Here is a 21,763-nt window from a genome sequence, read left to right on the forward strand (position 1 = left end):
TCATGGGGTGGGTTGCCGCACGAACCCGAAGCGCGCCGGCACCTCGTCCGCCGTCAACCGTCCGACGGCGATGCGCCTGTCCTGCCAGCGCAGGGCCAGGTCTCCCGCGCCGCCTTCCAGCCACGCCATCACGTCCTCATCCGCGGCAGGACGGCCATCCAGCTCGAACGCCTGCAGCAATTGCGCCGCGTCGCGGTCGTCCACTTGCGCCACCGTCTGCCCGGCACGCAGCACGATGCCGCCGGCATCCGTCATGAACGCTTCCTCCGGCGCGCCCAGCGGCTGCCCCGTGTGCAGCACGAGACCCTGCGCCGGATCCGTGCGCGCGACGAAGGGCGTCGTCTCGAGGTTGATGTACACGCGCTGCGGACCGTTCTGGAAATACCAGCAGCCACGCTCATCCGATAAATAATTGCGGGCGATGAAGCCGACCAGCGCGGCATTCGTCAGCTTGTCGCCGGGGGCGCCCGCGCGCTGGGCTGCTTCGTCGCGCATGCGCCAGGTGCCGCGCGCGTCCAGTGCCAGCCAGCCGTAGCAGTACGGCACGTTCGGCCACTTGGCCATTGCCTGTTTTACGATGTCGTCCATGGAGTCAAGCTTCGCACAGCCGCGCGGGCGTCGGCGCGCGCATGGCCGTGTCGTCGAAAAATGTCAGGATGCGTTGCGGCAGCCAGTCGAGCTGGCCTGGGAAGGGGCCGACGGAAAATCCGACGTGACCGCCTGTTGCCGGATATTCCAGCGTCACCGCGGGCGCGGCCGTTCGCGGCAGGTGGCGGCCGGGCAGGAACGGGTCGTTCTGCGCGTTCAGCACGAGCGTCGGTACGACGATGTCGTGCAGGACGTGGCGGGCGCTGGCGCGGTGCCAGTAATCGTCCGTGTCGCGGTAGCCGTGCAGCGGGGCGGTGACGACGTTGTCGAAACTGTATAAATCGTGTGCGGCGAGCAGCCGGTCGCGGTCGAACAGGCCAGGGAAGCGTTCCAGCTTGGCCAGTGCCTTGGGTTTCAGGGTCTGCAGGAACATGCGCGTGTACAGCCGGTTGAAGCCGGCCGACAGCGCGGCGCCGCCGGCCGCCAGGTCGAGCGGGGCGGAGACGGCCACGGCGGCGTCGACGATGCCCGCGCCATGGCGCTGTTCGCCGAGCCAGCGCAGCAGCGCATTGCCGCCCAGCGAGACGCCGGCCACGTAGAACGGGCCGGGATAGCGGGATCGCAGGCGGCGGATGATCCAGTCGAGTTCTTCGGCGTCGCCGGAGTGGTAGAAGCGGGGCGCGAGGTTCGGCTCGCCCGAGCAGCCGCGGAAATGCGGGATCGCGCCATGCCAGCCGCGCGCCGCAACAAGCGCCATCAGCGACCGCGCGTAATGGCTGTCCGACGAACCTTCCAGGCCGTGGAACAGCAGTACGCAGGGAGAAGCAGGAGAAGTGCCGTCGACGAGGTCGACGTCGATGAAATCCTGGCCGCAGGGTGTGTCCCAGCGCTCGCGCCGGTAGGCGACGGCCGGCTTGCGAATGCAGACGGCGGGATAAATCGTCTGCAGATCACCGCCCGGCAGCCACCACGGAGCCCGGTAGCCTGCTGCGCCCGCTTGGTTCACGGCAAGCTCCCGGAAAGGAAAGAAATCAGTGATGCGCCAGCACGGTGCCCGGCTTCAGGCGGTACTGGGTGCCGCAGTACGGGCACTTGGCGTTGCCGTCATGATCGAAGTCCAGGAAGACGCGCGGGTGGGACGACCACAGCGGCATGGCAGGGTTCGGGCAATAGGCCGGCAGGTCCTTGGCTTCCAGTTCCACGACCGGGATGGTCTTGTCGTTCATTCATTTCTCCGTCAGCTAATAGGCAAGGGAAGCCGTCACATTGAAAACACAGCATTCCCAAAACCACGATTCTAACGGATTCGACCTGATTGCCGGAATGGTCCGGTAGAATAGCAATCTTAATACTGTCGAGTAGAATTTCCTGTAGAGAAATCTACGCGCATTTTCACAACACCGTTTCATGTTCGAACGCTGCCTGTCCGCCATGCTTGTCGACCGCTTTTGTTGCAGGAACGCGACATGAGCAGGGCTCGCATGGAGAGGGGCAGCGACGTCGACGGCCACGATCCCGCCGCCTGGCGCGAAGGTTTCCAGGTTGGCCTGCCCACGCTGTTCGGCCTCGGCGCATGGGGCATCGTGGTCGGGGTCGCGATGGTCAAGAGCGGCCTCACCGTGCTGCAGGCCAGCGCCATGACGCTGATCGTGTATTCCGGCTCGGCGCAACTTGCGTCGTTGCCGTTGATCGCCACCGGCGCACCCATCGGCGTCATCTTCGCCACCGCCTTCGTCGTCAACCTGCGTTTCGTCATCTTTTCCGCACTGCTCGCTCCCCATTTCTCGCAGCTGCCCCTGCTGCAGCGTTTTTATCTCGGCCATATCTCCGGTGACCTGACCACGGCGCTCTTCCTGCAACGCTATCCCCGCACGGCGCCCGAACGGGGCAAGCTGTCGTTCCTGAAGGGCTTGCTGTATCCGAGCTGGGTCGCGTGGCAGGTCGGCACCTTCATCGGTATCTTCCTGGGCAGCGCCGTGCCGACGGAATGGCAACTGGGCTTTGCCGGCATGCTCGCCATCCTGTGCATCCTCGTTCCCCTCGTCATGAACAGCGCGGCCCTGTGCGGCGTGCTGGTGGCAGCCGCCGTGTCCGTGCTGGCGCATGGCCTGCCGTACAAGCTGGGGCTGCTGGTCGCGGTTCTCGTCGGCATGGTCACCGCCATCGCCATCGAGGAAACGCAGGATCGCCGCAAGGTCCGCCATGGCTGACTGGGAAATCTGGACCGTCATCGTCGTGCTGGGCGTCGCCACCGCGTGCTGCCGCAGTGCCTTGTGGATGGTGGGCCACCGCGTGACGATCCCCCGGCGCGTGCAGGAAATGCTGCGCTATGCGCCCGCCTGCGCGCTGGCCGCGATCGTCGCGCCCGATTTCCTGCTGGGGCCGCAGGGCGAGATCGAACTGGCTGTCACGAACCCGAAACTGCTGGCCGGTATCCTCGCGCTTGCGTACTACCTGTGGCGACGGAACATGTTGCAGACCATCGTTATCGGCATGCTGGTATTTACTGCCCTGCGTGTTTTCGATGTTTTCCATGGGGTCGGCTAAGGTAAAATAGCGTTTTTTAAACATTCCAAGATTGTTGACAATGGCCGTTCTCAATTTCACCCGCTTGCAAGACCTGATCGACCAAGACGCGCTGAAAGGCAAGCGCGTCTTCATCCGCGCCGACCTGAATGTCCCGCAGGACGACGCCGGCAACATTACGGAAGACACGCGCGTGCGTGCTTCGGTTCCCGCGATCCGCGCTGCGCTTGATGCAGGTGCGGCCGTGATGGTCACGTCGCACCTGGGCCGTCCGACCGAAGGCGAGTTCAAGCCGGAAGACAGCCTGGCGCCGGTCGCCATGCGCCTGTCCGAGCTGCTGGGCCAGCCGGTCGAACTGAAACAGAACTGGGTCGACGGCGTCGACGTCGCGCCGGGCCAGGTCGTGCTGCTGGAAAACTGCCGCGTCAACAAAGGTGAGAAGAAGAATTCGGACGAGCTGGCCCAGAAGATGGCCAAGCTGTGCGACATCTATGTGAATGACGCCTTCGGCACCGCGCACCGCGCCGAAGCGACCACGCACGGCATCGCGAAGTTCGCGCCCGTGGTCGCCGCCGGTCCGCTGCTGGCGGCCGAGCTGGATGCGCTGGGCAAGGCCTTGGGCGCGCCGCAGCGTCCGCTGCTCGCGATCGTTGCCGGCTCCAAGGTGTCGAGCAAGCTGTCGATCCTGCAGAGCCTGGCCGACAAGGTCGACAACCTGATCGTCGGCGGCGGCATCGCCAACACGTTCATGAAGGCCGTGGGCCTGAACATCGGCAAGTCGCTCGTGGAACTGGATCTGGTCGGTGAAGCCAAGACGATCATCGAGAAGATGGCCGCCCGTGGCGCGCAAGTGCCGATCCCGGTCGACGTCGTGTGCGCGAAGGAATTCGCGCCGACGGCCGCCGCGACCATCAAGGACGTCAAGGACGTGGCCGACGACGACATGATCCTGGACATCGGTCCGAAGACCGCGGCCCAGCTCGCCGAACAGATCGGCACCGCCGGCACCATCGTGTGGAACGGCCCGGTCGGCGTGTTCGAGTTCGACCAGTTCGCCGAAGGCACCAAGACCCTGGCCCAGGCCATCGCCGCATCGAAAGGCTTCTCGATCGCGGGCGGCGGCGACACCCTGGCTGCCATCGCAAAATACAATATTGCCGACCAAGTCGGCTATATCTCGACCGGCGGCGGCGCCTTCCTCGAGTTCCTCGAAGGTAAGACGCTTCCGGCAGTGGAGATCCTGCTGCAGCGTAGCGCTGCGAAATAACACCTCACGGTCACCGGCGCAGCCCACGGGCTGCGCTTTTCACTTCAAGGATAGATCAATGTCTCGTGGTACCAAGATCGTCGCAACCATCGGCCCCGCTTCCTCCGACTTCGATACGCTCGTCCGCATGATCCGCGCGGGCGTGGACATCGTGCGTCTGAATTTCTCGCACGGCCGCGCCCAGGACCATATCGACCGTGCCAACCTGGTGCGTCGCGCTGCCGCCGAGTGCGGTCGCGAAGTGGCGATCATGGCCGACATGCAGGGTCCCAAGATCCGCGTCGGTAAATTCGAAGAAGGCAAGATCCTGCTGAACAACGGTGACCGCTTCATCCTGGACGCCCGCTGGGGCGAGAACGGCGAGCTGGGCAACCAGGAACGCGTCGGCCTCGACTACAAGGCACTGCCGAACGACGTCCGTCCGGGCGACACGCTGCTGCTGAACGACGGCCTGATCGTGCTGATCGTCGAGCGCGTGGCCGGCAGCGAGATCCACACCATCGTCAAGGTGGGCGGCGACCTGTCCAACAACAAAGGCATCAACCGCATGGGCGGCGGCCTGACGGCACCGGCGCTGACCGCCAAGGACATGGAAGACATCAAGACCGCGATGACCTTCCAGGCCGACTACCTGGCGATCTCGTTCCCGAAAACGGCGACCGACATGGAAATGGCGCGCCAGCTGGCGAACATCGCCGGCGAGCCGTTCGGCCACAAGCCGATGATGATCGCGAAGATCGAGCGCGCGGAAGCGATTCCCGTGCTGCAAGAGATCCTGGACGCCTCCGACGGCATCATGGTCGCCCGCGGCGACCTCGCCGTCGAAGTGGGCAACGCGGCCGTGCCGGCGCTGCAGAAGCGCATGATCCGCATGGCGCGCGATTGCAACAAGCTGGCGATCACCGCCACGCAGATGATGGAGTCGATGATCGTCAACGCCGTGCCGACCCGCGCCGAAGTGTCGGACGTGGCCAACGCCGTGCTGGACGGCACCGACGCTGTGATGACGTCGGCCGAGACCGCCGCCGGCAAGTGGCCGGTCGAGACGGTCGAGATGATGTCCGCGATCTGCGTCGAAGCGGAACGTTCCGAATACAACAAGCTGGAAGCCGACTTCCTGAACGTGCAGTTCACCCGCATCGACCAGTCGATCGCGTACGGCGCCCTGTTCACCGCGCACCACCTGCGCGTGAAGGCGATCGTGGCGCTGACCGAGTCCGGTTCGACCGCGCTGTGGATGAGCCGCCACCGTGTCGACACCCCGATCTTCGCCCTGACGCCAAGCGTCACCACCCAACGCAAGGTTGCGTTGTATCGTAACGTGCATGCGTACCACCTGACGCAGCGCGGCGACAGCGCCGCCGTCCTGAAACAGGCGGAAGACCTGCTGGTGGCCAACGGCATCGTCAAGAAGGGCGACACGATCGTCGTCACGTGGGGCGAGCCGATGGGCCAGGTCGGCGGTACGAACGCGCTCAAGATCGTTCGCGTCGGTGAATTCAATTAAGAGGGAGCTCAACACCTGTGCGCGCGGCCGCAACCGCGGCCGCGCCAGACTGTCGAACGGATGATGTGCATGGCTGACGCGCCTTCGCGCGAGGCCAGACGCACGCACGCGCAGAAGGTGTGAGACCCGGAAAGGTTTCTTTATTCCTATGGAGCTAAACCATGGCACTCGTATCAATGCGTCAACTGCTGGACCACGCCGCCGAACACGGCTACGGCCTCCCGGCGTTTAACGTCAACAACCTGGAGCAGGTCCAGGCCATCATGGCCGCGGCCGACCAGACCGGCAGCCCGGTGATCATGCAGGCCTCGGCCGGCGCCCGCAAATATGCCGGCGAAGCCTTCCTGCGCCACCTGATCGACGCCGCCGTCGAAGCCTACCCGCACATCCCGGTCGTCATGCACCAGGACCACGGCCAGTCGCCGGCCGTCTGCATGGCCGCGATCCGCTCGGGCTTCACGTCCGTCATGATGGACGGCTCGCTGGAAGCGGACGGCAAGTCCGTCGCCTCCTACGACTACAACGTCGAAGTGTCGAAGGAAGTGGTGAAATTCGCGCACTCGATCGGCGTGACCGTCGAAGCGGAACTGGGCGTGCTCGGTTCGCTGGAAACGATGAAGGGCGACAAGGAAGACGGCCACGGCGCGGACCGCACCATGACCCGCGAAGAGCTGCTGACCGACGTCGCGCAGGCCGCCGACTTCGTCGCGCGCACCCAGTGCGACGCGCTGGCCATCGCCATCGGCACCTCGCACGGCGCCTATAAGTTCACGCGCAAGCCGACCGGCGACATCCTCGCCATCGACCGCATCAAGGAAATCCACGCGCGCATCCCGAACACGCACCTCGTGATGCACGGTTCGTCGTCGGTCCCGCAGGACCTGCTGGCGATCATCCGCGAATTCGGCGGCGACATGAAGGAAACGTATGGCGTGCCGGTCGAGGAAATCCAGGAAGGCATCAAGCACGGCGTCCGCAAGATCAACATCGACACGGACATCCGCCTGGCGATGACGGCCGCCATCCGCAAATACCTGTTCGAGAACCCGTCGAAATTCGACCCGCGCGACTACCTGAAGCCGGCCCGCGAAGCCGCGACGCAGATCTGCAAGGCGCGCTATATCTCCTTCGGCTGCGAAGGCATGGCGGCCAAGATCAAGCCGATTCCGCTGGAGAAAATGGCGGAGCGCTATAAGGCTGGCGAACTGGCGCAGATCGTTCAGTAACACCAAAACCGTCATTCCCGCGAAAGCGGGAATCCATGCTGAGCAACAGGATTCGGTATGTCGGAATGTGCCGAAATCTTCCTGGAATTCGAACTTCGGAACCTCAGCATGGGCCCCCGCTTTCGCGGGGGCGACGATATTCACGCAATATTCGCGTAAAATATCGCTTTGGCACCGGCTCTCCCGAGCCGCCGCCCATCCGACCGGCTCCTTCGCCGGTTTCGCTTTATCAAGATATCCCCTCTATGAAAAGCCTCTACCAATCCACTATTTCCTCCCTGCCACTGCTGGGCCATGGCAAGGTCCGTGACAACTACGCCGTCGGCGACGACAAGATCCTGATCGTCACGACCGACCGCCTGTCGGCCTTCGACGTCGTCATGAACGAACCGATCCCCGGCAAGGGCATGGTGCTGAACCAGATGAGCGATTTCTGGTTCGAGAAACTCGGCCACATCGTGCCGAACCACCTGACCGGCGTGGCGCCGGAATCCGTGGTCGCACCGGAAGAAGTGGAGCAGGTGAAAGGCCGCGCCGTCGTCGCCAAGCGCCTGAAGCCGATCCTCGTGGAAGCCGTCGTGCGCGGCTACATCATCGGTTCGGGCTGGAAGGATTACCAGGCCACCGGTTCCATCTGCGGCATCCAGCTGCCGGCCGGCCTGCGCCAGGCCGACAAGCTGCCCGAGCCGCTGTTCACCCCGGCCGCGAAAGCCGACCTGGGCGAGCACGACGAGAACATCAGCTTCGCCGACATGGAACAGCGCATCGGTTCGGAACTGGCGAATAAAATCCGCGACATCAGCATCCAGCTGTACAAGACCGCCGCCGACTACGCGGCCACGCGCGGCATCATCATCGCCGACACCAAGTTCGAATTCGGCCTGGACGAGAACGGCGTGCTGCACCTGATGGACGAAGTGCTGACCGCCGATTCCTCGCGCTTCTGGCCGGCGGACTCGTACGCGCCGGACATGTCGCCGCCGTCGTTCGACAAGCAGTTCGTGCGCGACTACCTGGAAACGCTGAAAGACTGGAACAAGGCCCCGCCGGCACCGCCGCTGCCGCAGGACGTCATCGAAAAGACCCAGGCCAAGTACTTCGAAGCCATCGAACGCCTGACGGGCGAGAAGCTGAAGGTCTGACGATGGCCGATCAGACGAATTCGGCAACTGCGCCGCTGGTCGGCGTGATCATGGGTTCCAGTTCCGACTGGGATGTGATGCAACATGCCTGCGCCATGCTGAAGCAGTTCGGCGTGCCGTTCGAAGCGCAGGTGATCTCGGCGCACCGCATGCCGGACGAGATGTTCGCGTATGCGGAATCCGCCCGCCGCCGCGGCCTGCGCGCCATCATCGCCGGTGCCGGCGGTGCGGCGCACCTGCCGGGCATGGTCGCCGCGAAGACGGTCGTGCCGGTGCTGGGCGTGCCCGTGCCGTCGAAATACCTGCGCGGCGAAGACTCGCTGCTGTCGATCGTGCAGATGCCGAAAGGTGTGCCTGTGTCGACCTTCGCCATCGGCGAGGCCGGCGCCGCGAATGCCGCGCTGACCGCGATCGCCATCATCGCCACCACCGACGACGCCCTGGCGGGCCAGCTTGAACAGTTCCGCCAGCAACAGACCGCCGCCGCCAAGGCCATGACCCTGCCCGTGAACGAGTGATGAGTAATACGAAGTCCCTAGCCTACCTCCCCGCAGCCGGTGAACCGGCCTGGCTCGGCGTGATGGGCGGCGGCCAGCTGGGCCGCATGTTTGCCCACGCCGCACAGGCGATGGGCTACCGCGTGGCCGTACTGGAGCCGTCGACCGACTGCCCGGCCGGCCAGGTGGCCGAGCGCCTCGTCGAGGCCGGCTATGAAGATGCGGCCGGCCTGGACGCGCTGGCCGCGCAATGCGTGGCCGTCACGACGGAATTCGAAAACGTCCCGGCCGCCAGCCTGTCGCGCCTCGCGCAGCAGGTGTTCGTGGCGCCGAACGCGCATGGGGTGTCCGTCGCCCAGGACCGCATCGCGGAAAAATCCTTCTTCGTCGCCTGCGCCGGTAAATCCGGTGTGATGCCGGCGCCGCACAAGGTGATCGCGAGCGATGCCGACATCGACGCCATCGCCGACGACCTGCTGCCCGGCATCCTGAAAACGGTGCGCATGGGTTACGACGGCAAGGGCCAGGTGCGCGTGCGCACGCGCGAAGACGTCCGTGCCGCGTTCGAATCCATGGACCGCGTGACCTGTCTGCTGGAAAAGATGCTGCCGCTGGCCTATGAGGTGTCCGTGCTGACGGCGCGCGGGGCGGATGGCCAGTCGGTCGTCTACCCGATCGCGGAGAACGTGCATCGCGACGGCATCCTGTTCACGACGACCGTGCCGGGCCCGAATGTGTCCGATGACTGCGCCCGCAAGGCGCAGGATGCGGCCCGTGCCATCGTGGCCGAGCTCGGCTATGTCGGCGTGCTGTGCATCGAATTCTTCGTGCTTGCCGACGGCTCGCTCGTCGTCAACGAGATGGCGCCGCGGCCGCACAACAGCGGCCACTACACGATCGACGCGTGCATCACGAGCCAGTTCGCCCAGCAGGTCCGGGCGATGGCGAAATTGCCGCTGGGCGATGTGCGCCAGCATTCGCCGGCCGTCATGCTGAATATCCTCGGCGACGTGTGGTTCGAAGGCGAGACGGTCCGTGAACCGGCGTGGGACGCCGTGCTGGCGTTGCCCGGCGCCAACCTGCACCTGTACGGCAAGACGGACCCGCGCCGCGGCCGCAAGATGGGCCACGTGACGTTCGTCGCGCCGACCCTGCAGGAAGCCCAGGCGAATTTCGCGCAGGCGTGCAGCGTGCTGGGAATCGCGCTGTGACGGATGATGTGATCAAAGCGGCCGCGCGCGCGCTCGAGGCCGGCCGCCTCGTCGCGCTGCCGACCGAGACCGTGTACGGCCTCGGCGCCGATGCGGAAAATCCGGCTGCCGTTGCCGCGATCTATGCCGCCAAGGGCCGCCCGCAGGATCACCCCGTGATCGTGCACGTGGCGCCTGGCGCGGATCTCGACTACTGGGCCGCCGACATTCCGTCGGAAGCCCGTCAGCTGGCCGACGCCTTCTGGCCCGGCCCGCTGACGATGATTGTAAAGCGCGCGCCGCACATCCCGGACGCCGTCTCGGGCGGCCAGGACACGGTCGGCATCCGCTGCCCGTCGCATCCGGTTGCCATCGAACTGCTGCAGGCGTTCAAGGGCGGGAAGGGCGGCATCGCGGCCCCGTCCGCGAATAAATTCGGTGCCGTCAGCCCGACGACCGCGCAGCACGTGCGCGACGAGTTCGGCGACGATATCGGCGAACACGGCCGCATCGCGTTCGTGCTGGATGGCGGCCAGAGCGAGGTCGGCATCGAATCGACGATCGTCGATCTGTCCCGTCTGGCCACGCACGGTCCGGTGCTGCTGCGCCCGGGTCATATCTCGGCGGATGCCATCGCGGCCGTGATCGACCAGGTGCCAGCACGTCCCGATGCCGCGGCACCGCGCGCGTCCGGCACGCTGGAATCGCATTACGCGCCGCACACGCCCGTCGCGATGCAGGACACGGCGACCCTGGCCGATACCTTGTCCAGGTTGCAAGGCGCCGGACGCAAGGTCGCCCTGATCCATTATTCGGACTTGCCGGCCACGCACGCGGCCGTCCGCCTGCCGAATTCTCCGGAAGGCTTCGCGCACGCGCTGTACGCGGCACTGCGCGGGATGGATGGCACGGGCGCCGACGTGATCCTCGTCGAGGCGCCGCCGCAGGATGGCCCATGGCTGGGCGTCAACGACCGCCTGCGCCGCGCTGCGCATGGTTCGACTGGCATCGTCCACGGGCTGATAAACAACACCCCTGCGCTGTAATCCGTCGGGAAACTTCCCATAAACGCCTGTCCGGTGGCATGCTACACGGCAACCCCCGGTCTGCCTCCTGCGCGGACCGTCATCCGTTAGCCGAAGGACATCCATGCGTTCCCTCTTTACCCTGGCCTGCAGCCTCGGGCTGGGCTATCTGCTTGCCGCTTGCAGCGGCGGCACCACTGCCGGCGGCACGCCGACCGGCGTCTCGAATCCTGAACCGCTGCCCGTCGCGACGCGCGGCAGCCTCGTGGGGCAGGCCGCCTCCGTGGCCGTCAACGTCGGCGGTGCCAGCCTTCCCACCTTGACCCCGACCGTGCTGGCCGGCTTCCTCGAATCGGCCCAGCAGGGCACCCTGGCCGTGGCGGGCCAGCCGCAATGCTCGGTCTCCGTGTACAAGGTTCACTACAACACGATCGGCGGTGCCGGCGAAGCCACGGATGGCAGCGCCGCCATCTACGTGCCCACGGGCGGCGGCGCGTCGTGCAGCAACTCGCGGCCTGTCGTGCTGTATGCGCACGGTACCTCGTTGCAGAAATCCTACGACATGGCCGACATCGCCAGCAATACGGAAGCGCGCCTTGCCGCGGCCGTGTTCGCGGCCCAGGGCTTCATCGTCGTCGCGCCCAACTACACGGGCTACAGCGGTTCGTCGCTGGGCTACCACCCGTACCTGGACCGCGTCGCGCAGGCTGCCGACATGATCGACGCGCTGCGCGCCGCGCGCACGTCGTTCGGGGCGATCGGCGCCAAGGATTCCGGCAAGCTGATGGTCACCGGCTATTCCCAAGGCGGCTATGTCGCGATGGCCACGCAGCGCGCCATGCAAGACCTGGGCACGAACGAGTTCACGTTGACGGCGGCGTCCGGCATGTCGGGCCCGTATGCCATCGCCCGCTTCGGCGACGACCTGTTCGGCGGCGCGCCGCGCAACGGTGCCACCGTGATCGTGCCAATGATCATCAACGCAGGCCAGCACGCGAGCGCCGCGCTGTACGGGACACCGTCGGACGTCTACGAGACGCAGTACGCCGCATCGATCGCCGACCTGGTGCCGGGCAGCCTCGGCAGCGGTGACCTCGTCGACCAGGGCAAGCTGCCGGCGACAGCCCTGTTCGCTGCGGATTCGCAGCCGCAAACGGCCGGCTACACGGCATATTTCGGCGCCAACAACCTGATCCGTACGGCCTACCGCGGCAGCTACCTCGCCGATCTCGCCGCGCACCCGTGCGACCAGAGCACGAGTTCCCCGCTGGCCTGCTCTCCGGCCCACAGCCTGCGTAAATGGCTCGTGCGCAATGACCTGCGCAGCTATATGCCCAGCGCGCCCACGATGCTGTGCGGCGGCCATGACGACCCCGTCGTGCCGTTCTTCAACGCGACGGCGGCCGCGAGCTATTTCAGCGCACGCGGCAGCAACATCACGCTGCTGGACATCGACGATACGCCGGGCCTGAACGACCCGTACCGCTCGGCCAAGGCAGGCTTCGTGACGGCGAGGTCGGTCCTGCGGGCGGCGTCGGGGGACGGTGCCGTCGCGTCGGCTTACCACGCGGGTCTCGTGGCGCCGTTCTGCATGGCGGCGACGCGTGATTATTTTCAGACAACATTGTCACATTAAGACATGAACTCGCCTGCGGCGTTGCTATAATCGGCCGCGCTGCCGGCCGTGTCTCCCAGCCGTCACGACATGGTGTTGTTGCCGGTGCACGACAAAGGTTTTCGCTATACAACGATGTCGAACACTGGCATATTATCCAAGACACGAATAGCACGGCCGTTCGTTGTAAAAGAAAAATTTCTTTAGGAGACACAATGCGTAAGACCTCATTCGCGCTCGCGCTGTTGACCGCTGCTGTCCTGTCGGCTTGCGGCGGCAGCAGCACCAGCCCTCGCGGCGGCGACCAGACCCCGGGTACCAAATTCAGCGCACAGGTGTCGTTCGGCGACAGCCTGTCCGACGTCGGCTCGTATGCCGTCGGCGGCGTCAAGGCGCTGGGCGGCGGCAAGTTCACGATCAACGGCGACAACACGTCGATCAACGCCGACCTGACGGGCAAGAACTGGACCGAATTCGTCGCAGCCCAACTGACTCTGCCGGCACCGTGCGCGGCCCAGACCGGCCTGCAGGGCGACGCGACCAAAGGTTTCTCCGTCCCCATCAGCAACAACGTCAACTGCCTGAACTATGCGCAGGGCGGCTCGCGCGTGACGAACCCGATCGGCCCGAACAACAAGGCCGTGAACCCGACGCTGGGCCTGACCACCGTGCCCGTGGTGACGCAGATCGCGAACCACCTGGCGAAGACCGGCGGCAAGTTCAGCGGCACCGAACTGGTGACCGTGATGGCCGGCGGTAACGACATCCTGTTCCTGCTGGGCCAGCTGTCGACGAACGCCACCGCTGCCGGCACCGCCGCCGGTTCCCAGGCCTTCGCCGTGTCGCTGACGACCCAGCTGGCCGCCGGTGCGACGAACCCGGCCACCGCAGCGCAATCGATCGGCCTCGCGATCCAGACGGAAGCAGCGCGCGCCGGCCACACCGACGCCTCCATCGTGCAAGCCGCCGTCACCGCCGCCGTCATGGCCGGCAACACGGCAGCCGCGCAGGCGACGGTGTATGGTCCGATGGTCACCAAGGCCCAGGCCGACGCCACGGCCGCCGGCCAGAAGGCGGGCGCCGACTACCTGACCGCCAACGCCGCGGGTGTCGTCACCGCGATGGCAACGGCCGGCGCCGAGCTGGGCGCCCTGGTCAAGTCGCAGATCGTCGCCAAGGGCGCGAACTACGTCGTCGTGAACAACCTGCCGGACGTGGCCTCGACCCCGGCGGGCAAGTCGAAGTCGGCTGACGTCCAGGCCCTGATCGTGAAAGCCGTCGACGCCTTCAACGCGCAGCTGAAAGCCGGTGTCGCGAACGAACCGAAGGTCCTGTACGTCGACCTGTGGACCGTCAGCCACGACGAAGTGATCAACCCGGGCCCGTACGGCCTCACCAATACGTCGACCCCGGCCTGCGGCGCGAACGCCCTGGGCAACACGTCGCTCGTCTGCAATGCGAAGAACGTGATCGCCGGCGACGTCAGCCGCTACATGTTCGCCGACGAGGTGCACCCGACGCCGTTCGAGAACTGGCTGGTCGCCCGCTACGTCCTCGAGCAGATGGCCGTGAAGGGCTGGCTGTAATCGTCACGACAGGCCCGTCTGCGCGCGCGGACGGGTCATCAATAAGAATCAGGAGATAACATGAAAGTAAGTTCCAATGTCGTGAAATTGCTGGTCGCCGCGGGTGCCCTGGCCGTGGCGGGCGGCGCCGCGGCACAGGCCAAAGGGAAGTGGGCCGTGTCGGTCGGTGCCATCGAGATCGAACCGAAGGTGGAGAGCGGTGCGATTTCCGCCCCGGCCCTGCCCAATTCGCTGGGCGACGTCGGCAAGGATACGGAACCGGTGGCGATCATCAACTACGGGATCACCGACAACATCACCGCCGAATTTACCATCGCGAAACCGTACAAGCACAGCATCTACGGCGCGGGCTCCATCGCCGGTACGGGCGAGCTGGGCACGACGCGTGCCCTGCCGCCGACCCTGTTCGCGCAATACCGTTTCTTCTCGCCGAACGCGGCCTTCCGTCCTTACGTCGGCCTGGGCGTCACCTATGCCTACTTTTACAAGGAAACCGGTTCGTTCCGCATGACGGCGCTGACGAACCCGGGCGGTCCGGCAACGACGTTCAGCATCGACAACAAGTGGACGTACTCGGGCCAGATCGGTGCCGTGTGGAATTTCAACGAGAAATGGTTCCTCAACGCCGCACTCGTGAAGACCCGCCTGCGGACCGACGTCCACTTCTCGACCGGCCAGACCCAGCACATGAAGCTGGATCCGAAGTCGACCGTACTGACGCTGGGTTACAAGTTCTGATTGGACGGTCAAGTTCGCCAGGCAGCCAAGGCCTGAGTCCTGTATTGAACAGGGCTCAGGCCTTTTAGTTTGGGTGCCACCGCCGGCTGCAAAGTTCTCGCAAACTTAGCGCCTCTGATTCCTCTCAAGTGCAACGTCCGCCGTTGTCGCTCCATCATTCTGAATGCGCCGGCGCCTGCCTATGCTGGTTGCCTGGACCTGGGGGGCACGCAGCTCTCCCACGGTTTTGACAAGCATTTCCGAGGAGGACAAGCGATGTCTCTATCAATTTTTTCCTGCAGGCGCAGCCGCGTGCTGGCATCCGTGCTGCTGTGTTCGGCCACCGTCTCCGCCTGGGCCTGGGAAGGCGGGCGCATGACTGGCGGCGGTTCCATCATCTGCTCCGGTCCGGCCTACCGGGTCACGTTCGGCTACGAGCTGCACTGCCAGCGCGAAGGCACGCCGATCTCCGCCCCGAACAACCTGGAGGTGAATTTTTCCACCGGCGAGCACTTCCACCTGACCGCGCTGACCTCGGCGGTCTGCTCGGGTCCGGACAACGGTAGTCCCGACGCCCCGTTCACGACCATGACCGGTACAGGCACCGGCACACTGAACGGCGATCCCGCCACCATCAGCTTCAGGCTGGTCGACAATGCCGAGCCCGGCGTCGGCGTGGACTTCGCCAGCTTCACGATCCGCCAAGGCTCGACCACGGTCCTGCAATGTAGCAATAAACTCGAAGGCGGCAATAACCAGGCGCATCGCACGACCGGGAGCAAACCCTGAGTCTGGCGGGTAGCCGAGCCGTTCGAATTGCCCGATCTTGCGCAGTCGCTGAGCCGTGGGTCGTATGACGACGGCTCAGCGGGATTTCGAGGTTAAAACGCGGCAATACCGGTCTGCGCACGCCCCAGGATCAGCGCATGGATGTCATGCGTACCTTCATACGTGTTGACGACTTCCAGGTTGACGAGGTGACGTGCCACGCCGAACTCGTCGCTGATGCCGTTACCGCCCATCATGTCGCGCGCCATGCGTGCGATGTCGAGCGCCTTGCCGCAGGAGTTGCGCTTCATGATCGATGTGATCTCGACCGCGGCCGTGCCCTCGTCCTTCATGCGGCCCAGGCGCAGGACGCCCTGCAGGCCCAGCGTGATTTCCGTCTGCATGTCGGCGAGCTTCTTCTGGATCAGCTGGTTGGCGGCCAGCGGCTTGCCGAACTGCTTGCGGTCCAGCACGTACTGGCGGGAACGGTGCCAGCAGTCTTCCGCGGCGCCCAGCGCGCCCCAGGCGATGCCGTAGCGGGCCGAGTTCAGGCAGGTGAACGGACCCTTCAGGCCGCGTACTTCCGGGAACGCATTCTCTTCGGGGCAGAACACCTCGTCCATCACGATCTCGCCCGTGATCGACGCGCGCAGGCCGACCTTGCCGTGGATGGCCGGCGCCGACAGGCCTTTCCAGCCCTTTTCCAGCACGAAGCCGCGGATCTTGCCTTCGTCATCCTTGGCCCAGACGACGAACACGTCGGCGATCGGCGAATTCGTGATCCACATCTTCGAGCCGGAAAGCGAGTAGCCGCCGTCGACCTTGCGCGCACGCGTGACCATCGAGCCCGGGTCGGAGCCATGGTTCGGCTCGGTCAGGCCGAAGCAGCCGATCCATTCTCCGGTGGCCAGTTTCGGCAGGTATTTCTGCTTCGTTTCCTCGTTGCCGAATTCGTAGATCGGCACCATCACGAGCGACGACTGCACGCTCATCATCGAGCGATAGCCGGAATCGACGCGCTCGACTTCGCGCGCGATCAGGCCGTAGCTGACGTAGTTCAGGCCAGGGCCGCCGTATTGCTCGGGGATGGTCGGGCCCAGCAGGCCGAGCTCGCCCATCTCGCGGAAGATGGACGCGTCCGTGGTTTCATTGCGGAAGGCTTCGAGGACGCGCGGCAGCAGCTTGTCCTGGCAATAGGCCGCGGCGGCGTCGCGCACCATGCGCTCTTCGTCGAGCAACTGCTCGTTCAGCAGCAACGGATCATCCCAATGGAACTGGGCTTTGCGGGGCGTATCGGAACGGCTCATGGGGCTCCTGTCTCAATCTTTGTAAGAATGTGGCGGGCGAATGGATGACCGCCCGGATCGAGCCATTATAGAAACCCCGCCCCGCCGCATCTTTTCAAACTGCGACAGGCATTTTCATTTTTCAAACAAGGATCACGTGCTGCCGAAGCGCCCGCCATGGAACAGCAGGGCGGACTGCGGATGCACGGCGCAGTCTTCCACTTCGCCCACGAAGATCACGTGGTCGCCTTCGGGATAGCGGCTGCGGTTGTGGCATTCGAACCAGGCGGAGACGCCTTTCAGGATCGGCTGGCCGGTGCGCGACAATTCGTACTCGACGCCTTCGAACGGATCCTGGCCGCGCCGCGAGAACCGGCGCGCCAGCTCTTCCTGTCCGGCCGACAGCACGTTGATGACGTAGTGCGAGTTGCCGGTGAAGATGGGCAGGCTGTTGGCGACGTTCGACAGGCTCCACAGCACCAGCGGCGGCTCCAGCGACACGGAATTGAAGGACGACGCGGTCAGGCCGCGGAATTTGCCGTCGCCCAGGCGGGTCGTGATGACGGTGACGCCCGTCGCGAATTGGGACAGGGCTTGGCGGAAATGGGCGGAATCGAAACCGCGCGTGGCGGCGCGAGGTGAGCTGGTGTTCATGCGCGCATTATGCCATCAATGGCCAGAGGGTCCCCGAGCCTGCACGAGCGCGCACTTTCGTTTACAGTGAAACCATGGACAACTATTTATTCCTCGAGGAGTCAGCATGAGCCAGCAATCAGCAACCGAAGTGGCCATCCTGGGCGGCGGGTGTTTCTGGTGCCTGGAAGCGGTTTATCTGGAAGCGCGCGGGATTCTCCGCGTGGAATCGGGCTATATGGGCGGCGCGACTCCCGCACCGACCTACGAGCAGGTGTGCGCGGGCACGACCGGGCACGCGGAGGTCGTGCGCCTGGAATTCGATCCGAACGTGATCAGCTATCGCGACATCCTGGAAATCTTTTTCACGATCCACGACCCGACGACGCTCAATCGCCAGGGCAATGACGTCGGCACGCAATACCGCTCGGTGATCTTCTTCACGTCGCCGGAGCAGGAAGCGACGGCGCGCAAGGTGATGGCCGAGATGGCCGCGGTGTGGGATGCGCCGATCGTCACGCAGGTGTTGCCGGCCGAGCAGTGGTACAAGGCCGAGGATTACCACCAGAATTATTTCGCCCAGCACCCGCTGCAGGGGTATTGCGCATTCGTGGTGGCGCCCAAGGTGGCCAAGTTCCGCAAGGTCTTCACGGACCGGGTGAAATAAGTCACGGGTACATGTAGCGCCGCGACCACGGCATCAGGTCCGGCGTCTCGCCCGCCTTGCCGCACACGATCTGGTACAGGCTGACCCAGTCGTGCGCGAAGCCGTAGGCGCAGCCGGCCAGGTAGACGTGCCAGATGCGGAAGGTCTTCGGATCGCACGTCGCCCGGATGCGGTCGGCATTGTTCTCGAAATTCTCGGTCCACAGCGCGCACGTGCGGGCGTAGTGGCGGCGCAGGTTTTCCACGTCGCGGACCTCGAGGCCGCCTTCCTGCATCGTGCGGATGACGGTGGACAGGTGCGCCAGCTCGCCATGCGGGAACACGTATTTGTCGATGAACTCGCCGCCGCCGTACGGGCTGTTGCGCTGTTCGACGTCGGACGTGGTAATGCCGTGGTTCATCACGACGCCACCCGGCGCCAGCAGCTTGCCGATGCGGGCGAAGTACTCCGGTAAATTGTCCACACCCACGTGCTCGAACATGCCGACGCTGGTGATACGGTCGAACTGACCGGCGACGTCGCGATAATCCTGCAGCCGGATGTCGATGCGGTCCTGCAACCCGGCCTGCGCCACGCGCTCGCGCGCCAGCTCGTACTGTCGTTCGGACAGCGTGACGCCGACGCAGCGCGCCCTGAATTTGCTGGCTGCGCGCATCACGAGCGCGCCCCAGCCGCAGCCGATGTCGAGCAGCGTCTGGCCCGGCTGCACGCCGATCTTGGTGAGGATGTGGTCGATCTTCTTTTGCTGGGCCGTGGCGAGGTCCTCGTCGCCATTCTCGAAATAGGCGCAGGAATAGACCATGGCCGGGTCGAGGAACAGGCTGTAGAACGCGTTGGAGACGTCGTAGTGGTAGCGGATGGCTTCCGCATCCTTCTCGCGCGTGTGCGGCGAGACGAGGCGCAGGGCGGCGCTGGCGACGCGGCTCGTGCGCGCAGGCTTGCCCGTGGTTTCCGCGAGGGCGGAACCCACCTGGATCATGTCGGCCGCGCGTCCTTCGATCTCGAGCGCGCCTTCGACATAGGCCTCGCCGAGGTTGCCCAGCGACGGCGCGAGCAGGTAGCGCAGGCCGCCCGGGTGGGGTACGCGGATTTTCACGCGCGGCTGGTGGTCGGATGACAGGTCCACCTGCGCGCCGTTCCATAGCTCCACGCGCAGGGGCAGGTTGAATTTGCTGCGTATGCCTGAAGTCCAGGCGGAAAGCTTCAGTTGGTCGAACACGCGATTTCTCCGGCTGATCCTGAGCCGGATGCACCGGGTCAGGGTTGCAAACGTTGCCGCGTCCAGCTGCCGTCTTCCTGCCGCGTGTAGACGATGCGGTCGTGGAAGCGTGAACGCCGCCCCTGCCAGAACTCGATCCGTTCCGGCACCAGGCGAAAACCGCCCCAGTGTTGTGGCCGTGGCGGTGCTTCGCCATATTGACGCGCCACCTCCTCGTAATGTTGCTCGAGGGCGGCACGGTTTGCGATCGGCTCGCTTTGTTCGGACGCGATCGCCGACAGCCGGCTTTTCAACGGCCGGCTGTTGAAATACTTATCGCTTTCCTCGGCACTCGTGCGCTCAACTCTGCCTTCGATCCGCACTTGCCGTTCAAGTTCACTCCAGAAGAATAGCAGAGCTGCAAACGGCTTGCTTGCCAACTGCTTGCCTTTCTGGCTGTCGTAATTCGTGTACCAGGTGAACCCGCGCGCATCGAATTGCTTGACGAGAACAATGCGCGACGTCGGCCGCCCATCCTCGCCCACGGTGGCCACGCTCATCGCGTTCGGCTCGTTCACTTCGGCCTTCAGCGCTTCCTCGAACCAGCGCGTGAACTGGTCCATCGGATCGCTGGCCACGTCGCTTTCGTCCAGGCGCGCCTGGCCGTAATCCTTGCGCAGGTCGGCGACCGTCTCGCCGATGGATGGCGCCGGGGTTGCCGGGCTTGTTGTCTGTTCCAGGCCGCGGCGCTGGCGCATGGCGCCGCCCAGGCGCGCCATCTGATCCGGACCAAAGAGGCGCAGTGCCATCGGCGCGACGATGCCTTCTTCGCGTTCCATATGGCCGTGGTAGCTCTGCACGAAGCGGCGCACGATGGAGGCCGACAACTGCGTGCCGCTGCCGTCCGCGATGCCCATCAGCTGTTCGTGCAGGTCTTGCCACATCGCATCCATGTCCTTGTGTTCCTGCAGGATCACGGGTACGAGGGCCTGCAGGGTCGCCGCATCGTCTCCCTTGGCGACGGCCAGCAGCATCGGCAACAGGTCCTGTTCCTCGTCCTCGTGGTGCAGGTGGGCGGCCTTGTCGAAGTATTTCAGCACGGCCGTCGCCGCCTGGCGCGCTTGCTCGTCGGCACCGTGTTCAGGCAGGTGGGCGACAAGTTTTTCCAGCGTGGCAAGCTGCTTACGGATGCGGCCGTGGCAGTGCTTGAGGACGGCGACGGGTTGGTCGAAATCGGGAGCGGGGTCGGCAAGAAGGTTGTTCATGATCGCTGTTGTGGACGTGCAGAATGCGGAGAATTTTTTGATTGACTGAAAGTTATTTTAGAGCAATGAGCGCCGTTCCGTCCGGTAAAATGAAGGGATCATGACTACGACTACCACCTCTCTTTTCGATGACGTCGACTTCGAGCGGCGCTTCGGCGGCATTGCCCGCCTCTACGGCGAGCGTGCACTGGAACGCTTCCGCGCGGCGCACGTTTGTGTGGTCGGCGTCGGCGGCGTCGGCTCCTGGATCGTCGAAGCGCTGGCCCGCAGCGCCGTCGGCCGGCTCACGCTCATCGACCTCGACAACGTGGCCGAATCCAACATCAACCGGCAGATCCAGGCCCTGTCGACCACGGTCGGCATGCCCAAGATCGAGGCGCTGAAACAGCGCATCGCGCTCATCAATCCGTACTGCGAAGTCGAGCTCGTCGAAGACTTCATCGATCCGGACAACATCCCGCAAATGATCGGGACCGACCGTTTCGACTACGTCGTCGACGCGATCGACAGCGTCAAGGCCAAGGCCGCGCTGATCGCGTACTGCAGCCAGCATGCGATCCCGCTGATCGTCATCGGCGGCGCCGGCGGCCAGCTTGATCCGACCAAGATCGAAGTGCGTGACCTCGCCCGCACCGAGCAGGAACCGCTGCTGAAAAAAGTGCGGAAGATCCTGCGTGCCCGCTACGGCTTCGCCCGCGGCGAAAAGAACAAGTACCACATCGACGCCGTGTTCTCGATGGAACCGCTGCGCTATCCGCAGTCCGGCGACGGCGACGCCTGCGAAGTCGACGCGAACAGCATCACGGGCCTGAACTGCGCCGGCTTCGGTTCGAGCATGGTCGTCACCGCGACGTTCGGCATGGTCGCGGCCGGCCACATGCTGCGCAAGCTGGCGGAGGAGGCCAATGCCGTGCGGGTGCCGGACCATGTAACCGAATCCGTCGACGCTGTGCAACTGGAAGACGCCTTGTTATCATAGGATCAGTGGGGCACCTCGCAAAACCGTCGCGAGCGGCCGCAATGCTGTTCGAGAAGCGCAGCTGTACGAGGAGTACAGCGA

General features: G+C 64.9%; 22 protein-coding genes. 15 read left to right on the plus strand and 7 right to left on the minus strand.

Translation table 11 applies throughout. The features are described 5' to 3' along the window. The 3 genes from P0M04_RS11810 to P0M04_RS11820 are packed head-to-tail and all read right to left on the minus strand — an operon-like array spanning window position 1 to window position 1,814. Window positions 1-588, minus strand: coding sequence for a DUF2946 family protein (locus P0M04_RS11810; RefSeq protein WP_259450667.1), 588 nt, complete (start codon window positions 586-588; stop codon window positions 1-3). Window positions 589-592: 4 nt separating this feature from the next. Continuing rightward, a complete protein-coding gene (locus tag P0M04_RS11815; protein WP_259450668.1) occupies window positions 593-1,594 on the minus strand; it encodes a YheT family hydrolase in 1,002 nt (333 codons plus the stop codon). A 25-nt stretch (window positions 1,595-1,619) separates the two neighbouring features. Then, on the minus strand, window positions 1,620-1,814 hold the full coding sequence (locus P0M04_RS11820; protein WP_036236204.1) for a zinc-finger domain-containing protein: 195 nt from the start codon (window positions 1,812-1,814) through the stop codon (window positions 1,620-1,622). 240 nt (window positions 1,815-2,054) lie between these two features. Here P0M04_RS11820 and P0M04_RS11825 point away from each other — a divergent pair, with 240 nt between their 5' ends. The 13 genes from P0M04_RS11825 to P0M04_RS11885 all read left to right on the plus strand — a co-directional run bounded on the left by P0M04_RS11825 (window position 2,055) and on the right by P0M04_RS11885 (window position 15,675). After that, window positions 2,055-2,798, plus strand: coding sequence for an AzlC family ABC transporter permease (locus P0M04_RS11825; RefSeq protein ID WP_259450669.1), 744 nt, complete (start codon window positions 2,055-2,057; stop codon window positions 2,796-2,798). Then, window positions 2,791-3,135, plus strand: coding sequence for an AzlD domain-containing protein (locus P0M04_RS11830; RefSeq protein ID WP_259450670.1), 345 nt, complete (start codon window positions 2,791-2,793; stop codon window positions 3,133-3,135). Before P0M04_RS11825 ends, P0M04_RS11830 begins: the two co-directional genes overlap by 8 nt. 40 nt (window positions 3,136-3,175) lie before the next feature. After that, on the plus strand, window positions 3,176-4,381 hold the full coding sequence (locus P0M04_RS11835) for a phosphoglycerate kinase (protein ID WP_259450671.1): 1,206 nt from the start codon (window positions 3,176-3,178) through the stop codon (window positions 4,379-4,381). Window positions 4,382-4,439: 58 nt separating this feature from the next. Further along, window positions 4,440-5,888, plus strand: a complete 1,449-nt coding sequence (gene pyk, locus P0M04_RS11840; protein ID WP_105380802.1) for a pyruvate kinase — start codon at window positions 4,440-4,442, stop codon at window positions 5,886-5,888. Window positions 5,889-6,049: 161 nt separating this feature from the next. Then, complete coding sequence (gene fba, locus P0M04_RS11845) at window positions 6,050-7,114, plus strand: class II fructose-bisphosphate aldolase (protein ID WP_036236196.1); 1,065 nt, start codon at window positions 6,050-6,052, stop codon at window positions 7,112-7,114. Between the two features lie 245 nt (window positions 7,115-7,359). After that, on the plus strand, window positions 7,360-8,256 hold the full coding sequence (locus P0M04_RS11850; RefSeq protein ID WP_105380804.1) for a phosphoribosylaminoimidazolesuccinocarboxamide synthase: 897 nt from the start codon (window positions 7,360-7,362) through the stop codon (window positions 8,254-8,256). A gap of 2 nt (window positions 8,257-8,258) precedes the next feature. After that, a complete protein-coding gene (purE, locus tag P0M04_RS11855) occupies window positions 8,259-8,774 on the plus strand; it encodes a 5-(carboxyamino)imidazole ribonucleotide mutase (protein WP_259450672.1) in 516 nt (171 codons plus the stop codon). Continuing rightward, window positions 8,774-9,964 (plus strand): 5-(carboxyamino)imidazole ribonucleotide synthase, encoded by a 1,191-nt coding sequence (locus P0M04_RS11860; RefSeq protein WP_259450673.1) that lies wholly within the window; start codon window positions 8,774-8,776, stop codon window positions 9,962-9,964. Before purE ends, P0M04_RS11860 begins: the two co-directional genes overlap by 1 nt. 8 nt (window positions 9,965-9,972) lie before the next feature. Next, on the plus strand, window positions 9,973-10,989 hold the full coding sequence (locus P0M04_RS11865; RefSeq protein WP_259450674.1) for an L-threonylcarbamoyladenylate synthase: 1,017 nt from the start codon (window positions 9,973-9,975) through the stop codon (window positions 10,987-10,989). Between the two features lie 103 nt (window positions 10,990-11,092). Continuing rightward, the gene (locus tag P0M04_RS11870) at window positions 11,093-12,604 is read left to right on the plus strand and encodes an alpha/beta hydrolase family protein (protein WP_259450675.1); all 1,512 of its coding nucleotides are present in this window, start codon (window positions 11,093-11,095) and stop codon (window positions 12,602-12,604) included. Window positions 12,605-12,798: 194 nt separating this feature from the next. Continuing rightward, window positions 12,799-14,169, plus strand: a complete 1,371-nt coding sequence (locus P0M04_RS11875; RefSeq protein ID WP_259450676.1) for an SGNH/GDSL hydrolase family protein — start codon at window positions 12,799-12,801, stop codon at window positions 14,167-14,169. A gap of 60 nt (window positions 14,170-14,229) precedes the next feature. After that, window positions 14,230-14,907, plus strand: a complete 678-nt coding sequence (locus P0M04_RS11880) for an OmpW/AlkL family protein (protein ID WP_259450677.1) — start codon at window positions 14,230-14,232, stop codon at window positions 14,905-14,907. 255 nt (window positions 14,908-15,162) lie between these two features. After that, window positions 15,163-15,675 carry a hypothetical protein gene (locus P0M04_RS11885; RefSeq protein ID WP_259450678.1) on the plus strand — a complete coding sequence of 171 codons (513 nt, stop codon included), beginning with the start codon at window positions 15,163-15,165 and terminating at the stop codon, window positions 15,673-15,675. Window positions 15,676-15,767: 92 nt separating this feature from the next. Here P0M04_RS11885 and P0M04_RS11890 read toward each other — a convergent pair whose 3' ends face one another. Together P0M04_RS11890 and P0M04_RS11895 are read right to left on the minus strand one after the other, a co-directional pair. Continuing rightward, the gene (locus P0M04_RS11890) at window positions 15,768-16,961 is read right to left on the minus strand and encodes an acyl-CoA dehydrogenase (RefSeq protein ID WP_259450679.1); all 1,194 of its coding nucleotides are present in this window, start codon (window positions 16,959-16,961) and stop codon (window positions 15,768-15,770) included. 132 nt (window positions 16,962-17,093) lie between these two features. Then, entirely contained in the window at window positions 17,094-17,594 is a 501-nt protein-coding gene (locus tag P0M04_RS11895) for a flavin reductase family protein (RefSeq protein WP_259450680.1), read from the minus strand. 106 nt (window positions 17,595-17,700) lie between these two features. On the opposite strand from P0M04_RS11895, the gene msrA reads away from it, so the two are divergent. Beyond that, on the plus strand, window positions 17,701-18,240 hold the full coding sequence (msrA, locus tag P0M04_RS11900) for a peptide-methionine (S)-S-oxide reductase MsrA (protein ID WP_259450681.1): 540 nt from the start codon (window positions 17,701-17,703) through the stop codon (window positions 18,238-18,240). A gap of 1 nt (window position 18,241) precedes the next feature. Here msrA and P0M04_RS11905 read toward each other — a convergent pair whose 3' ends face one another. Next, the gene (locus tag P0M04_RS11905) at window positions 18,242-19,459 is read right to left on the minus strand and encodes a class I SAM-dependent methyltransferase (protein ID WP_259450682.1); all 1,218 of its coding nucleotides are present in this window, start codon (window positions 19,457-19,459) and stop codon (window positions 18,242-18,244) included. A gap of 38 nt (window positions 19,460-19,497) precedes the next feature. Next, window positions 19,498-20,703, minus strand: a complete 1,206-nt coding sequence (gene pdxH / locus P0M04_RS11910) for a pyridoxamine 5'-phosphate oxidase (protein WP_259450683.1) — start codon at window positions 20,701-20,703, stop codon at window positions 19,498-19,500. 100 nt (window positions 20,704-20,803) lie between these two features. Here pdxH and tcdA point away from each other — a divergent pair, with 100 nt between their 5' ends. Next, entirely contained in the window at window positions 20,804-21,682 is an 879-nt protein-coding gene (gene tcdA / locus P0M04_RS11915; RefSeq protein ID WP_259450684.1) for a tRNA cyclic N6-threonylcarbamoyladenosine(37) synthase TcdA, read from the plus strand. Window positions 21,683-21,763 lie beyond the last annotated feature (81 nt).

The organism is Telluria mixta, assembly GCF_029223865.1.
GTDB lineage: Bacteria > Pseudomonadota > Gammaproteobacteria > Burkholderiales > Burkholderiaceae_D > Telluria > Telluria mixta.

Bases quoted from the DNA above. Each gene is read 5' to 3' on its own strand.
- P0M04_RS11810 (WP_259450667.1), bottom strand. From the start codon at position 588: ATGGACGACATCGTAAAACAGGCAATGGCCAAGTGGCCGAACGTGCCG.
- P0M04_RS11820 (WP_036236204.1), bottom strand. From the start codon at position 1,814: ATGAACGACAAGACCATCCCGGTCGTGGAACTGGAAGCCAAGGACCTG.
- P0M04_RS11825 (WP_259450669.1), top strand. From the start codon at position 2,055: ATGAGCAGGGCTCGCATGGAGAGGGGCAGCGACGTCGACGGCCACGAT.
- P0M04_RS11830 (WP_259450670.1), top strand. From the start codon at position 2,791: ATGGCTGACTGGGAAATCTGGACCGTCATCGTCGTGCTGGGCGTCGCC.
- P0M04_RS11835 (WP_259450671.1), top strand. From the start codon at position 3,176: ATGGCCGTTCTCAATTTCACCCGCTTGCAAGACCTGATCGACCAAGAC.
- pyk (WP_105380802.1), top strand. From the start codon at position 4,440: ATGTCTCGTGGTACCAAGATCGTCGCAACCATCGGCCCCGCTTCCTCC.
- fba (WP_036236196.1), top strand. From the start codon at position 6,050: ATGGCACTCGTATCAATGCGTCAACTGCTGGACCACGCCGCCGAACAC.
- P0M04_RS11850 (WP_105380804.1), top strand. From the start codon at position 7,360: ATGAAAAGCCTCTACCAATCCACTATTTCCTCCCTGCCACTGCTGGGC.
- purE (WP_259450672.1), top strand. From the start codon at position 8,259: ATGGCCGATCAGACGAATTCGGCAACTGCGCCGCTGGTCGGCGTGATC.
- P0M04_RS11860 (WP_259450673.1), top strand. From the start codon at position 8,774: ATGAGTAATACGAAGTCCCTAGCCTACCTCCCCGCAGCCGGTGAACCG.
- P0M04_RS11870 (WP_259450675.1), top strand. From the start codon at position 11,093: ATGCGTTCCCTCTTTACCCTGGCCTGCAGCCTCGGGCTGGGCTATCTG.
- P0M04_RS11875 (WP_259450676.1), top strand. From the start codon at position 12,799: ATGCGTAAGACCTCATTCGCGCTCGCGCTGTTGACCGCTGCTGTCCTG.
- P0M04_RS11880 (WP_259450677.1), top strand. From the start codon at position 14,230: ATGAAAGTAAGTTCCAATGTCGTGAAATTGCTGGTCGCCGCGGGTGCC.
- P0M04_RS11885 (WP_259450678.1), top strand. From the start codon at position 15,163: ATGTCTCTATCAATTTTTTCCTGCAGGCGCAGCCGCGTGCTGGCATCC.
- P0M04_RS11890 (WP_259450679.1), bottom strand. From the start codon at position 16,961: ATGAGCCGTTCCGATACGCCCCGCAAAGCCCAGTTCCATTGGGATGAT.
- P0M04_RS11895 (WP_259450680.1), bottom strand. From the start codon at position 17,594: ATGAACACCAGCTCACCTCGCGCCGCCACGCGCGGTTTCGATTCCGCC.
- msrA (WP_259450681.1), top strand. From the start codon at position 17,701: ATGAGCCAGCAATCAGCAACCGAAGTGGCCATCCTGGGCGGCGGGTGT.
- pdxH (WP_259450683.1), bottom strand. From the start codon at position 20,703: ATGAACAACCTTCTTGCCGACCCCGCTCCCGATTTCGACCAACCCGTC.
- tcdA (WP_259450684.1), top strand. From the start codon at position 20,804: ATGACTACGACTACCACCTCTCTTTTCGATGACGTCGACTTCGAGCGG.